We start from the raw sequence: 13,468 nt of genomic DNA on the forward strand, positions 1-13,468 counted from the left end.
ATGTGCCCTAATTTAAGTTTCGGGTGTCAGTAAAATTGATAATAGATTTATATAGCTTTTGAACCATTGGACGTAAGGCTTGTTAGCCTCGTTCTTTAGGACTAAGAAAAATTAGGCGCATGGCGCCTAATTTATATTTTTGGTTTATATTTTTAATTTAAAGCTGGGCCAAATTAAAATTTAGCTTTCACATTTAAACTTACCATTCTAGGTTGCGCTGGACCTACAAATAGGGGGCTTTCCACATCGGGGTAGATGTCTTCTAATACTTCATCAGCTTCGCCGTAAGTGCCGAAGGTTTCATACTCTTTATCGAATACATTGTTCACCCGTAATTGGGCACTAAATGTGTGATTAAACTGATGGTTCAAATAAAGATTAGTAACAACATAGCTATCTAAGGTGTCATTTTCATTGGCTTCATCACCACGGAAGTATTGGCTAGAGGCTGAAATGATTTCTGCACCCAAGGCGGTTTGTTGGCTAAACGCGTAGTCTAGGTAAAATTTGATATTGTGCTTTGGTTGCCCAGGAATGGTATCACCTGCCTCAACTTGTCTATTTGCTCCTAACGGATTGAATGGGCTGAAAGAAGTAAAGGAAGACTCAAAAGTCGCGTCTAAATAATTATAATTAAACCGATAAATCAGCTTTTTCCAAAATGAGCTAATGCTGAACTCAACGCCCTGTCTACGGGTGGCATCAATGTTAATAAAGTAGCCTCTGGATGCCACCGAGCCTGCCTGCTGAAAAATGATGTCATCTTCACTCTCACTACGGTAAACATTTAGCATCATGTCGATGTTGTTAAAGGTCGCGGCATAGTTTGCTTCAATGGTTTGTGTGACGACTTGATCTAACGGCGGGTCTGCAACAAAACCATTAGGTAAGCGGCAAGGATCATCTTCGTCTGCACAGCTTAATTCCGCAGGGCTTGGTGTTCTAGATGACTGGCTAAACGCTAGGTTTAACTGCGACGTATCACTAAGCGCAATATCTAGCCCTATGGCAGGGTTGAACTGGGTAAATCTATGATCGCCATCAAGAGAGTCATCACCGTCTTCGCTTAAATCTTCCATTAGTACATGGTCGCGATTGAACCGGCCCCCTATGTTGAGTGATACTTTGTCAGTAAGCTGGGTAGTATTAACAAAGAGTAAAGACCACGCTGAGGTGTCTACATCAAGCCTAACTCGTGCTTCAGCAGATTGGAGCCCTTGAAGTGGAATGACAGTTCGGGAGTCGCTTGCCGTGTCATTTTCCAATATGCCAAAGGTGGTATCGGCAGAGTAATTGATATCTCCTTTATTGTAGGTAGCGCCAATTACCAGTACCGATGGTTTGCCTAATAATTCATAATTGCTGGCAAGCTGGGAAGAAACCCCAAAGGCTTCTGAACTTGATAATCCAGTGTTGTAAGTGCCGTCTATCTCATCAGGAGATACATCTGAAATGTCAGATAGCGCAGTATTTTCATCGTATCCAATGAAAGCAACGGCTTCTACATCATCGCCAACGGTGGCTAGTTCGTCATCATCCTCTTCAAAATCGTCGTCATCGTCATCAAGGCCATCGTCATCGTCATCATCTTCCAGTTCACACAAGGTGATGCGGCCATCTGTAAATTGACAGGCGCCAAAGTCGCTGTCATCTCCGTTTATGGTGGTGGTTTCATTGTCGCGATAAAAAGCATTGAACGAGAGTAGGTGATTGTCACTTAGCTGCAAATCGCCTGAAAGGCTAAAGTGATGTAGCTCATTATTGGTTTGATCCGGGTGGGTATAAACCGCTTCACGACCTTCAATTTCTAACAACTCAATTGGTGAAGCCCCATTGCCCAATAGCTCACTATCGGCATACAAGTAGTTAAAATCTATTCGTCGTTTACTGTCTTGATAAGACACTGCACTGAATACTTGGTTTACCTCTGAAGGCGAGTAATCACGCCATCCATCTTCTTCATAATGATTGGCATTAATGTAATAGCCCCAGTTACCATTGTTTCCACCTGATTCTATCGACAGCGCAGACTGGCCATATTGCCCTACGGTGGCATCTACCTCGTTGGCATCGAAGGAAAAGCCTGTTTTCGTATTTAATGCCAGTGCGCCCCCAAGTGTATTTTGACCGAATAACGGGTTCGAGCCGGAATAAAGTGACACTGTATCGATAGCATCAAGGGGCATTAGATCCCAATTTACAGTATCGCCAAACGCCTCGTTAATTCTGCCACCATTTTAGGTATACCGAAATTCCCTGAGGCAAGCCTAGCAATGGCGACGCGGTGAAACCTCGGTATTGTAAATCGGGTTGAAAGGGGTTGTTTTGTGCATCATTTAAATTCACGCTGGCAAGTTGTGCTTTCAAGAGTTCTGGCAAAGAGCGACTTACACTTGCTTCTATCTCCTCTTGAGACAGCGATTGAACGGTTCCAAAAATTGGCGCTGCATCACTCCCGGTTTGTAGTGTGGTTGCTCCATGGATTTCTATTACTTCTACATCGTTGTTTGCTAGCAGACTGTCTGTTTTAGTATTGGCGGAGGCGTTACTGCAAAGCGCTAGAGACACGCTTGAAGCGATGAGTGCGTAAGCTAAAGGCGTTGTGTGTTTTATTAGCATGTTCCTGATTCTTCTATGAACGAGTATGCAATCAGTATCGTGTAGGTGGGTCCCGAAAAATATCCTCCTAAAGAGGGAGGAAAGCTCGTAAATTGGTACTACATGAAAATCCCAAGTAACGAATTTTTATTAAGTAGGGCTTTTACTTATACCAGTATTAAGGTCATTTTGGGTGAGCGTGTTTTTACACCAAACTTCGCGGAGCGACGCCTGCCTATCTTGCGCCCCATAAATAAAGGTATGCTCATGAAAACGCGCTACCCCTAGTGCATAACATTCTCCGGTAGTACGAGGTTGCCAAAACGAGGCGCTAGTCATGATAACTATAAGATGGCGATGGAATTGGGCATCAACCCTGTATACCCAGTTATTGCCAATACACTGAAACCGTTCCTCAGAATTTTGTGCCGCCTTAACAGACGGTTCGGCGAGCTTATGCAGTAATTTAGGTAATGCTGGTAAGTTTTCTAGTGATAATAGCGAGGGAAAGTCGGCCGCGAGTTGCGCGCTTTTTTTGTCTTTTAACTCAACGGCAACCTCTGTTGTAGAAACCCAATTATTTTTTTTGGGTCTGTCTGCGCGCTCACTTTTGTCATACGTTTCATGCTTACCTGTTCGGCAAACATGCACATTATTAAGGTGCTCGGTAAACGGTTTTGTTTTTAAAGACGAGTGTGGTTCGCTATACCGAGAATTCGCTTGCTGGTGATAATCTCGAATAAGTTGCTGTACTGCTTGGGGTAATTTATTGTCTGTAAATAAACGAGGTTTGGCTTCTACGTTGAACTCAGTTAATACCGACACCACTTTTTTATGCGCATCTGTACGCGCTTGAGTACTGGTCTTGGTATTATGCACAAATCGAAGAGCAATCATGCCTGCATGGTTTACTTCATCATCGATAAATAAGTGGCCTAAAGCAATAAACCTGCTTTTAATCTGGTGTTCGACATCAAGTAAGTCGTAAGTAAATTCCTGTGGCACCCACCACGTAGACACATCGTTTTCGATAGGCTTCACTTGATGATTATTCGTAAGGTGACGTCTCATGTGGCAAACAGGAACTGAGGTATTTCGTTTCAAAGTACTTGCGGGCACTTCAGCGGCCTCATTAAGAGGCATAGCATCACATAACTTTGTATTACAGCCTTTGGCATTAATTTCTGCTATAGCCTGTCTACTTAATGAGATGATTTCATCGCCGTCAGTATCTGCACCACTGACTAAAAGGGTGATGTGTTCACCGTCATACCATCTCTTCTTATAATCAATGAGGTCGTCAAAACCAATTTTTAATACCGAATCAGAAAACCCTCCGGCATGTTTGTAAGCCATGGTACTGGTATCACATCGGCGTATGGCCATGTTATTCAAATAATCGATATTGCGTTCAAGCAGCGTGAGTTCATTAACGAGAACGCCACTTCGCTCTGCTTCAAATTTACTCTTTTCGTAATGGGTATTCACTAGGCCGCTATACAGGTATTGAATCGCACTGATAAAAAGCGCTTGATTATAAGATTGCACATAAAAATACGTACAGCCTGAGTAGGTCGTCGCGTTTATCGACAAGGGTAGCAAAGCATTTGCTACAAAAAGCTCATGGTCGGCAGGGTAGTAAGGCGACCCACGAAAACACATGTGTTCAGCCAGATGAGATACGCCTGAGTGATCATGTGCTGGCGTATTGACAACAAATACACCCGTGAATGGTGATTTTCTGCATTCTAGATTGCCCATCTTATTTGGATTCGCCGCAATGCCTGTATTAGTGCCATTGCCAGAACTGTCATGAAACCGAGTACTACCTGCGCTGATTATGTGACTTGAGCTACTTGAGCCACCTTCAGGCCTTTTAGCATTGCGTGACACATACCGGATGTTAATCATCAAAAAGCGCTCAAGCGGTCACGTCTTGTATCATCTTTACAGGGATAGCATTTTTCACTGTGCGAAATTTTAAAGTAGAGCTTGCCGGTTGCCCGGCTTTATCGGTAATAGTTTTCATCAAATGGTGATCGGGTGACTTATCGCAAACCGGATCGGTTTTGTGCATATCCCCGGTCAGCAAAAAGGCTTGGCAACGACAACCGCCAAAATCCTTGTCTTTTTCATCACAGGTCTTGCATGGCGAGGGCATCCAGTCATCGCCTCTAAAGTGATTAAAACTAAAATCATGTTCCCAGATATGCTGTACCGATGAGTCTTTCACGTTAGGAAAGGTAAGAGGTAGAATTTTGGCACTGTGACAAGGAAGCGCACTGCCATCTGGGGTTACCGTTAAAAAAGTAGTTCCCCATCCATTCATACACGCCTTTGGCCTATTCTCGTAGTAATCGGGTGTGACAAACATAAATTTAGGGCCGCCACATTGCTGGTCTCTATACCGGTTAATGGCCTGCTCAGCTTCTTCTAGCTGGCTTTGTGTAGGTAGTAAGTGCTCACGGTTTTCATACGCCCAACCATAATATTGAACCGTCGCAAGTTCTACAAAATCGGCCTTAAGTTCAGTGCTAAGCGCCATGACTTCTTCAATTTCATGAATGTTTTGGGCGGTAATACAAAAATTCAGCACCATAGGGTAGTTGTAGGCTTTAACTAACTTGGCAATATTCAGTTTTTGTTTGAACGAGTGGCGCTTATGACCAATAAGGTCGTTAACTTCAGCATTGGCTGATTGAAAGCTAAGCTGTATATGATCAAGCCCCGAATCTTTTAATCTGGCAATGCGCTTTTCCGTCATGCCAATGCCGGAGGTGATCAAGTTGGTGTAAAAGCCAAGTTCGCGGGCATAGGCGACTAACTCTTCTAAATCTTTGCGCAACAAGGGTTCACCACCGGAAAAGCCTAACTGAACCGCACCCATTTCCCTGGCTTCCTTAAACACCTTCTTCCACTGAGACGTAGTGAGCTCGTTAAAGGTTTCTTCCATATTCACGGGGTTAGAACAATAGGGGCAATGGAGCGGGCATTGGTAGGTTAACTCAGCGAGTAGCCATAAAGGTGGAGTAGTGGTTTTGGTAGGTTGTGAAGCCTTGGTAGCGTGCGTTGCGTGGTTAGTCATACACCACCCACTTTTTTTCTTCAGCGTGTTGCAAAAATACGGTTACGTCTTCTTCTAAATCCTCAGGTGCATCGGGAAAGGCCTTTCTAAGCGCTACTGCAATGTCATCTGTAGAGCGCACACCATCAACAAGGGTTAAGATTTCTGACGCCGAAGGGTTTAGCTTAATCATGCCCTCAGGAAATAGAAGCACATACCCATCTTGTACTTTTTCGTATTGTAAGCGAAACAAAGGGTTCATAGACGGCGTGTTAGATTTGTTTGTCATTAGAATCTCCCTGTATGGCAAACCTGTTGATTGGCAATGCCATCGAAAGGTTTTCTGCCATATTCATAAGCGAAACAAATAGCATCGGCAATGCTCCACAGAATATCTATTTTAAATTGAAGAATGTTCAAAGCACGCTCTTGTTGATTGCGGGTAACAAAGTGGTCGAGCGTTATTTGAAGGCCGTGTTCTACATCGCGCCTTGCTTGCCCTAAACGCATTTGAAAATAGGTAAACCCTTCTTGGTTTATCCACGTGTAGTGAGTGGGCCAGGTATCAAGACGGCTTTGGTGTATTTCAGGCGCAAACATTTCGGTAAGTGATGAACAAGCGGCTTCTTGCCACGATGCGCGGCGTGCAAAATTTACATAGGCATTTACCGCGAATTTTACGCCGGGCAATATGTGAAATTCATTAAGTAATTCATCGCGGTTAAGCCCTACCGCTTCCCCTAGACGGAGCCATGCTTCAATACCGCCTAAACTGGTATCACCTTCCCGGCCATCATGGTCGATAAGCCTCTGAATCCAGGTGCGTCTTACTTCTTGATCTTCACAGTTTGCTAATATGGCGGCATCTTTAACTGGAATAGCCATTTGATAATACAGCCTGTTTGCCACCCAGCCTTGTATTTCTTCTTTACTGCAATGCCCTGCATTCATACGTTTATGGAAGGGATGATGGATATGGTAATACGCACCTTTTGCGCGTAATTGCTGTTCGAATTCTTCTTTTGTCCATGCAGGTTTCAACATGTTACACCTCTATTTGCATGCCATCGTAAGCCAGCTCAATATTCTGCTCTTGCAATGCATGAAAGGCTGATGAATCTTCATTCAGCACGGGGTTAGTGTTATTAATGTGAATAAGGACTTTGCGCTTAACATTAAAGCGGTTAAGCAGCGCAATGGCACCATTTTCGCCATTTACTGGCATGTGCCCCATCTGCGTACCGAGCTTTTGGCTAAAGCCATGGTCAATCATTTCTTCATTCACCCATAAGGTGCCATCGAAAAGCACGCATTCAGCGTCGGCCATAACCTGCTTCACTGTGTCGTTGGCTTGCATACACCCTGGCGCATAAAAAAGCACGTGACCTGTTTGAGTATCGGTAATTTTAAGGCCAATATTATTGCCCGGAACAATGTTGTCGCGATAAGTAGAATAGGGCGGCGCATTCGACTCTAATACTACAGGTTGGAATAAAAGCCCATCTGCGCCTTCGGGCACAAACGTATGGTGAAAGTCAGTACTAATGGAACGTTGCTGAAGGCCGCCGTGCCAGTGTTTAAGCACGGTAAATAAGGGAAAGCTGGTGGTTAAATCTTCGTTTACTACATCGGTACAGTACACAGGAAGTGGTAACCCTTCTCTTAGTGTAAGTAAGCCGGTGGTATGATCTATTTGGCTATCGGTGAGCACTATAGATGAAATACGTGTGCCACGGGCAACGTGCTCTTCAGGCCAAAGCTGAGGATGGCTATTTATTTGTTCCCGTAAATCGGGAGAGGCATTAATTAATACCCATTTACTCCCGTCGACACTTACCGCAATGCTCGATTGGGTGCGGGGGGTTGTTTTAATGGTGTGCTGACGTGCGCCTTTGCAATTTTCGCAATGACAATTCCATTGAGGGAACCCGCCGCCTGCGCCTGCGCCAAGAATCAATACCTGCATAACTACTCCTTGGGTATTTGAAAAAGGCTGCAATAGCAGCCTTTTGATTACTTATCACGATGGCTTAGGTCTAACGGTTGCTGATATATAGCGTTACTTCAAAACCTAGGCGCATTTCAGTGTATTGAGGTTTAGTCCACATCGTCATTTCCTCTGTCTTTTTGGGTGAGTTCAATATGAGTATATGTTGATTATCTGTTAACAGATATCCTTCTAAAGGAGGAGAATTACCATGAATCATGATGATTTTTGGACAGTGGCTAGGCGTTGCAAATAGGCCACCAGTAAGGGAATAGGGCGGCCGGTAGCCGAATTGGCAGTACCATATTTAAATGCGGTACCAGCCACATCCATATGAGCCCAAGAAAAATTTTTAGCGAAGCGGGACAAAAAGCAGCCTGCGGTAATCATACCTGGTGAGTTTTTCCCTGCGTTTGTCATATCGGCATGAGAAGAGGCTATAGCGTCTTGATATTCGGGCCATAATGGAAATGGCCAAATTGGATCTTGGGCGTGTTCACCAGCCTTAATTAGTGCTTGTTCTAGTGGGCGGGAATTACTCATTACACTGCTGCATTGGTACCCCAAAGCAGTAATAGCAGCGCCGGTTAGCGTTGCTATATCTATGACTGAGTGGGGGGCGAAACGCTCACTGTAACTTAGTGCATCGCACATTAGCATGCGCCCTTCAGCATCTGTGCTTATCACTTCAACGGTTTGTTTTGAGTGGGTAGTAATAATATCGCCGGGCCGGTATGCATTACCGCCAATACTGTTTTCAGCGGTAGCCAATATTCCAATAATGTTAATGTTTAAGCCGAGTTCTGCAACCGCTTTTATTACTCCAAGTACGCACGCTGCACCTGCCATGTCGTAAATCATGTGGTGCATATCTCCTCCTCTTTTTAAGGTGATGCCGCCCGAATCAAATGTTACACCTTTCCCTATTAAGACTACCGGCTTGGTATTTTTGGCGTCATTGCTTTGCGTAGCGCCATTTCCTGAATAACGAATCACCGGCATAGAAGCAGGAAATGCCGATGCGCGATTTACTGCCAAATAGGCATTCATACCTAGCGATTCCAATGTATCTTGATCGATAATCTCGGTAGTAATTTTAGAATACGCATCCGCGAGTATTGTCGCCTGGTCGGCCAAATAAACTGGGGTACATAAATTCGCTGGCATGTGAGACAAATCTCGCGCTAAGCCCATACCATTTGCTAGTGCGGCCTCATAATTAACGCAGGCCAGTAGTGCATCTGAGGTATTGTCCGATGCTAGCGCAGAGTCTCCATTAAGTGCTTCGACTGAAGCTTCATTTAACGCCTTATCTAAAACTAGGTTAGCTGCCACGTCTGTTGACGATACTTGTATGTTTAAGCTAGGCATTACGTTAGATAACAAGTGAGGGGAAGATTTATATCCTTTAAATTGATAGCAACAAAAATGAATAGCTCGCAATAACTGGCGAACCAGCGATATACCTAGCTCTCTCTGTTTGCTTGCGCTGTGCATAGTGAGGGAAGTAGTGTGGCTGATAGCACTGTAAGTCGTTCCCCAAGGCAGTACCAAAGTGATTGTTGCCGCCTTTAACGAAAGCGCGTACTTAAACATATCAACAAATAGCTTACGTGTGCCGTGAGAAGCTGAAGGATGATCAAAACTAAGGCTGATATTCTCTTCTAAATTACCCGCTCCCCATATAAGCCATCGTTTTGCCGCGGTCTCTACAGGCCGGTGAAGTAACACCTTTTGGCCTTGCGAGCCTACAAATTCTTCATCATTAAATATCTGCTGAATAAATGCTTGAGTGCTATGTGGCATGTTTTCAATGGTGGGTTGTATATCGGTGGGTGAGCAAAGCCATATTACGCAATCGGCGACTACTTCGTGTAAGTTGCGGTGAGGTGCTAATGTTACGTTTGTCATGGGCGCCCTTGTTGGTTTGCTTTTATGCGCTGTTTTTTCCCATCGCTCTTATTTCCAATCCCTTTATTTCCAGCCCCCTTATTTCCAGCTCCACTGTTTCCAGAGTTTCCAGAGCTGGAAGTTGAAAAGCTAGCAGCAGGTTTTGGCCTAAAGCTTCTTACGGCGAAGGTAAAGGTAATTAGAGTGAGCACAAGTACAATCACTAGCTCTTTTGCTGCAAGCTTTTCATACAAGCCAAAGCGCAGTAGCTCAACACCACTGGTAAAAGGATTAAAGGCGCACACTTTATACAGCCATTCGCTTGCTTCTTGCATTTTCCACAATGGATAAAGCGCACTTGAAAGGAAAAACATTGGAAAGATAACGAAGTTCATCACACCAGCAAAGTTCTCTAATTGCTTAATGGAATTCGCCAGCAATAAGCCCAGCGAGCCAAGAAAAATAGACAGTAATGCAATGATAGGAAGCGCGTAGACATAACCCATTAAGGGCAACTGCACATCAACAAGTAAGGCAAAGCAAAAGAATAAATAAACCTGTATTGCTGAAACCAGTGTGTTGGCCACCAATTTACTACAAAGCAGAAATGAACGGGGTACTGGGCTCATTAACAGTACCTTCATGCTGCCCATTTCTCGGTCGTAAACCATAGACAGCGAGCTTTGCATACTGTTAAACAACACAATCATGGCGGCTAACCCTGGTACAATGTATTCCTCATACAGAATGTAAGTCTCGTAGGGCGGTATCATAGAAAGCCCTAGCGCTGAACGAAATCCCGCGGCAAACACAAATAGCCATAGCAAGGGGCGAACCAGCGCACTTAACAGCCGAGAACGTTGCTGCCAAAATTTCAGCATTTCTCGGTTTAATACGCCTACAAAACAGCGCCAGTACATCATGCCGGAACCTTAGTCTGTGTAATTTGCTTGCACTTATAGAGGGTATTGATATTAGTTTGCACGAGTTAATACATCCCAAAGCTGATGAATATCCGAGACCTGATGTTTAGTAAGCAGCGCCGAGCAAATATCTCGTTCTACTAATTGCCCATTTAGTAATATGGCGAGGGGATCCGTCGGCGATACTTCTTCAAATAGGTGAGTAGCCCACAGCACAGTCACGCCTTGTTTCACTGCTAAGTCATGAACCACCGAATGAATTAACCGCCGAGAAGCAATATCTAACCCTACGGTGGGTTCATCGAGTAATAAGGTACTAGGTTGGTGAATAAGGCATCTTGCCAGCTCAACACGACGGCGGTGGCCACCATTTAAATAACGGATTTTAGTGTTCAGGCGGTCGCTAAGATCAAGTTTCGTCAATAAATCAGTAATACGTGAAATTGATTTGTCTGGGGCGAGTCCGTGAAGCGAGGCAAAATAGGCTAAGTTTTGCTTTACGGTAAGGTCGATATCTAGCGTACTTTGCTGAAACACCACGCCGAGATTTTTCATAATCGAAGCGCGGTTTTTTGTTATCGGCTTGCCATTAAATAAAATATTTCCTTGGCCAATTCGTTGTAACCCTGTGAGCAACCCAAATAGGCTACTTTTACCTGCGCCATTAGGGCCAAGTAAAATATTAAAGCCCGGTTTAAGGGTCAGTGAAATTTCATCAAGGGCTGCTACTTTGCCGTAAGTGTGGGTAACCCCTTGGATATCTATTTCCATTTAACGGCAATTCCCCATGGGTAACGTCCCACCTTAATCGTTTTTTCAACATCGAGAGTTTCAGTATTAATAACCGACACGTCGCCGCTTACCCCGTTTGTGGTGAGTAATAGTGACTGGTCTTGGTTAAAGGCTAATTGCCACACGCGCCGTCCTACAACTATGTATTTCTCTATTTCAAACGTACTAGTGTTTACCACAGCAACGCGATTTGCGGGGCCTAGGGCGACAAACGCGTAAGGGGAGTCTTTCATCAGCAATATACCAACGGGTTGTATTTTGTCGCGGTACACGCCTTTAACTGCAAAAGATAAGGTATGCGCTTTTTGTTTGGTTTGAGTATCAAATATGGTGACTGTGCCGCCAAGTTCAGAGCTTACCCAAAGGTACTTATCGTCAGCAGTAAAGTGAGCGTCTCGCGGGCGAGCATCTACTAAGCTGTTAGCAATGTTCTCGTGGGTGTTGGTGTCTATCCAGTGCACCATGTTTGTTGTTTCTGAAGTAACCACCATCATGCGGCCGTCATGGCTTACCGCTAACCCTTCAGGTTCAACCCCTACATCTATTTGTGCAATTACCTGGCTGGTGGGAATATCAATAACGGTGAGCAGAGCATCATCTTCATTGGCGGTGTAAATAGTAGTGCCATTTGGGTGCAGGGCTATGGTTTCAGGATCTTCACCTGACGGTAAATCACCGACAATAGTATGGGTGTCTAAATCGATAATTTGAATGCGATCGGAATCCGAGGCGCAAATGTAAGCATGGGCTTGGTCAGCGCTTAGTATAAAGCCCCTTGGTCGCTCACCAATGTCTAATGTGTCGGTGACTTCAAACGTATTCATATCAATGACTGATAGGGTATTGTCTTTTTCATTGGTTACATATGCCTGTGGCATAGCACTTACACTTAGGCTAGTAGCCCACAAACTTAGTAACCAAATACTAGTAACTACAAATTGCGTTCTCATAGGGCGTCCTTACAAGTAGTGGTGGCATCACCTAGGGTGTCTAGTTCATCGCGTTGGTGTAAAAAGCCAGGCAGGGGGGCGTGGATCACTAGCGCTTCTTCGTGTGCTAGAGACACAGGCTGGCGAAGTTGGCGGGTGCCTTTTCTAAAGGTGAGTTGCCTACCTTGATACGCTGCAATACTGAGTTGGTCATCTACTAATGCGTTAAATAATTTTGTACCTGTAACAGGCTCATGGGTATCAGAATCATTGTTTTCACTTCGCTGCAATGCGGTCGATATGGCGATAATGGCTGCATAAGCAGCAAAGTCTACGTCATTCATATTGCGCGAAAACTTTTCCTTAAAACGATTTTGCAGCTGCCTTGCGCCCCATTGCTCATGAGTAAAATGCCACCCTAATGGTTTCAAACCTGCCGACCCTATAATGGGCACAATAAGGTGGGTATTAAAGGGTAAGCTGTAGGCATACTGACCTTGGGTGTCGGCAGCAAAAATAGCGTCGTAAGGTTTCTTAGTCCGAGTAAAAAGGGGAATTTCAGAAAATGCAGAGCGTCGTAAATCAAAACTTGCCTGCCATATTTTCTCTTCAACAATATTTAACTTAAATTTCTTCGCGGTACGTAAAAACGCGTCTAAGTAAGCCTGATCACTTTCATGGGAGCCGCGCAAGGTAAGCACAGAGCTCAAACGCTTAGTTCTAAGCCACTGACCAAGCGCATCGGTTTTCATTTGGTAGCTAGGGTAGGTGTGCAGTACGTTAAGTTCGCAGTGCTGTTGACGAAAAGCATCCTTGCCACTGGCTACATTCACCACTAATGCGCTGGGGTTAATAGACACTACCGAACGAACGGCTTTTTCATATTGAGCGTCTGGGCTATCGATAAGCACCACAGAGGTATTGGCAATCACATCGGTAGCCGCTGAGTCAAAAGCGTCAAGGCGGGCAAGCGACAGCGAATAGCCCAAAAATTTTCCTGTAATATTGGCATCTTCAATGCCAATTTCGGCACCCGCAATTCCTTCGTCATTAGGACGGGTTAAATACGAAGGCGTTCCTGCGGGGGGAGGGCGCTCCACGTTAATATAGACAATGTTCGTAGTGCTAGGTTGGGCTTCAGCTTGCCCTACATATTTATTTTCTGGCTGACTCCCCGATTGGGCATGAACATTGGCATGCAAGGCCGATACGCTTATCAATAGGATTGATACTCCTATCCATATTTTTACTTTTTCCATGAACCAGCGAAGGGCTTTTCTCACAC

At 44.6% G+C, this 13,468-nt stretch carries 10 protein-coding genes and 2 pseudogenes; all 12 read right to left on the reverse strand.

Annotation, left to right across the window (positions count from 1 at the left end; all coding sequences use genetic code 11):
- Positions 1-173 precede the first annotated feature (173 nt).
- Positions 174-2,619: pseudogene (locus tag AMBT_RS01165) on the reverse strand (TonB-dependent receptor).
- Between the two features lie 129 nt (positions 2,620-2,748).
- A complete protein-coding gene (locus AMBT_RS01170; RefSeq protein ID WP_013782726.1) occupies positions 2,749-4,509 on the reverse strand; it encodes an insulinase family protein in 1,761 nt (586 codons plus the stop codon).
- A gap of 10 nt (positions 4,510-4,519) precedes the next feature.
- Positions 4,520-5,683, reverse strand: coding sequence for a pyrroloquinoline quinone biosynthesis protein PqqE (gene pqqE / locus AMBT_RS01175; protein WP_013782727.1), 1,164 nt, complete (start codon positions 5,681-5,683; stop codon positions 4,520-4,522).
- Positions 5,676-5,951, reverse strand: a complete 276-nt coding sequence (pqqD, locus tag AMBT_RS01180; protein WP_013782728.1) for a pyrroloquinoline quinone biosynthesis peptide chaperone PqqD — start codon at positions 5,949-5,951, stop codon at positions 5,676-5,678. Before pqqD ends, pqqE begins: the two co-directional genes overlap by 8 nt.
- Entirely contained in the window at positions 5,951-6,706 is a 756-nt protein-coding gene (gene pqqC / locus AMBT_RS01185; RefSeq protein ID WP_013782729.1) for a pyrroloquinoline-quinone synthase PqqC, read from the reverse strand. Before pqqC ends, pqqD begins: the two co-directional genes overlap by 1 nt.
- A 1-nt stretch (position 6,707) precedes the next feature.
- Positions 6,708-7,628 carry a pyrroloquinoline quinone biosynthesis protein PqqB gene (gene pqqB, locus AMBT_RS01190; protein ID WP_013782730.1) on the reverse strand — a complete coding sequence of 307 codons (921 nt, stop codon included), beginning with the start codon at positions 7,626-7,628 and terminating at the stop codon, positions 6,708-6,710.
- A gap of 70 nt (positions 7,629-7,698) precedes the next feature.
- Positions 7,699-7,770 carry a pyrroloquinoline quinone precursor peptide PqqA gene (pqqA, locus tag AMBT_RS23090; protein WP_073324441.1) on the reverse strand — a complete coding sequence of 24 codons (72 nt, stop codon included), beginning with the start codon at positions 7,768-7,770 and terminating at the stop codon, positions 7,699-7,701.
- Between the two features lie 95 nt (positions 7,771-7,865).
- Positions 7,866-9,560 (reverse strand): leucyl aminopeptidase, encoded by a 1,695-nt coding sequence (locus AMBT_RS01195; RefSeq protein ID WP_013782731.1) that lies wholly within the window; start codon positions 9,558-9,560, stop codon positions 7,866-7,868.
- A 140-nt stretch (positions 9,561-9,700) separates the two neighbouring features.
- Positions 9,701-10,459, reverse strand: a pseudogene (locus tag AMBT_RS01200) (ABC transporter permease); the annotation flags it as partial.
- Between the two features lie 54 nt (positions 10,460-10,513).
- Positions 10,514-11,233 (reverse strand): ATP-binding cassette domain-containing protein, encoded by a 720-nt coding sequence (locus AMBT_RS01205; protein ID WP_013782733.1) that lies wholly within the window; start codon positions 11,231-11,233, stop codon positions 10,514-10,516.
- Positions 11,224-12,204 (reverse strand): PQQ-dependent catabolism-associated beta-propeller protein, encoded by a 981-nt coding sequence (locus tag AMBT_RS01210; protein ID WP_013782734.1) that lies wholly within the window; start codon positions 12,202-12,204, stop codon positions 11,224-11,226. The genes AMBT_RS01205 and AMBT_RS01210 overlap by 10 nt, the downstream gene beginning before the upstream one ends.
- Positions 12,201-13,466 (reverse strand): type 1 periplasmic-binding domain-containing protein, encoded by a 1,266-nt coding sequence (locus tag AMBT_RS01215; RefSeq protein ID WP_232363172.1) that lies wholly within the window; start codon positions 13,464-13,466, stop codon positions 12,201-12,203. Before AMBT_RS01215 ends, AMBT_RS01210 begins: the two co-directional genes overlap by 4 nt.
- Positions 13,467-13,468: the final 2 nt, after the last annotated feature.

The organism is Alteromonas naphthalenivorans (assembly GCF_000213655.1).
Lineage (GTDB): Bacteria > Pseudomonadota > Gammaproteobacteria > Enterobacterales > Alteromonadaceae > Alteromonas > Alteromonas naphthalenivorans.

Bases quoted from the DNA above. Each gene is read 5' to 3' on its own strand.
- pqqC (WP_013782729.1), bottom strand. From the start codon at position 6,706: ATGTTGAAACCTGCATGGACAAAAGAAGAATTCGAACAGCAATTACGC.
- pqqE (WP_013782727.1), bottom strand. From the start codon at position 5,683: ATGACTAACCACGCAACGCACGCTACCAAGGCTTCACAACCTACCAAA.
- AMBT_RS01205 (WP_013782733.1), bottom strand. From the start codon at position 11,233: ATGGAAATAGATATCCAAGGGGTTACCCACACTTACGGCAAAGTAGCA.
- pqqD (WP_013782728.1), bottom strand. From the start codon at position 5,951: ATGACAAACAAATCTAACACGCCGTCTATGAACCCTTTGTTTCGCTTA.
- AMBT_RS01210 (WP_013782734.1), bottom strand. From the start codon at position 12,204: ATGAGAACGCAATTTGTAGTTACTAGTATTTGGTTACTAAGTTTGTGG.
- pqqB (WP_013782730.1), bottom strand. From the start codon at position 7,628: ATGCAGGTATTGATTCTTGGCGCAGGCGCAGGCGGCGGGTTCCCTCAA.
- AMBT_RS01195 (WP_013782731.1), bottom strand. From the start codon at position 9,560: ATGACAAACGTAACATTAGCACCTCACCGCAACTTACACGAAGTAGTC.
- AMBT_RS01170 (WP_013782726.1), bottom strand. From the start codon at position 4,509: ATGATTAACATCCGGTATGTGTCACGCAATGCTAAAAGGCCTGAAGGT.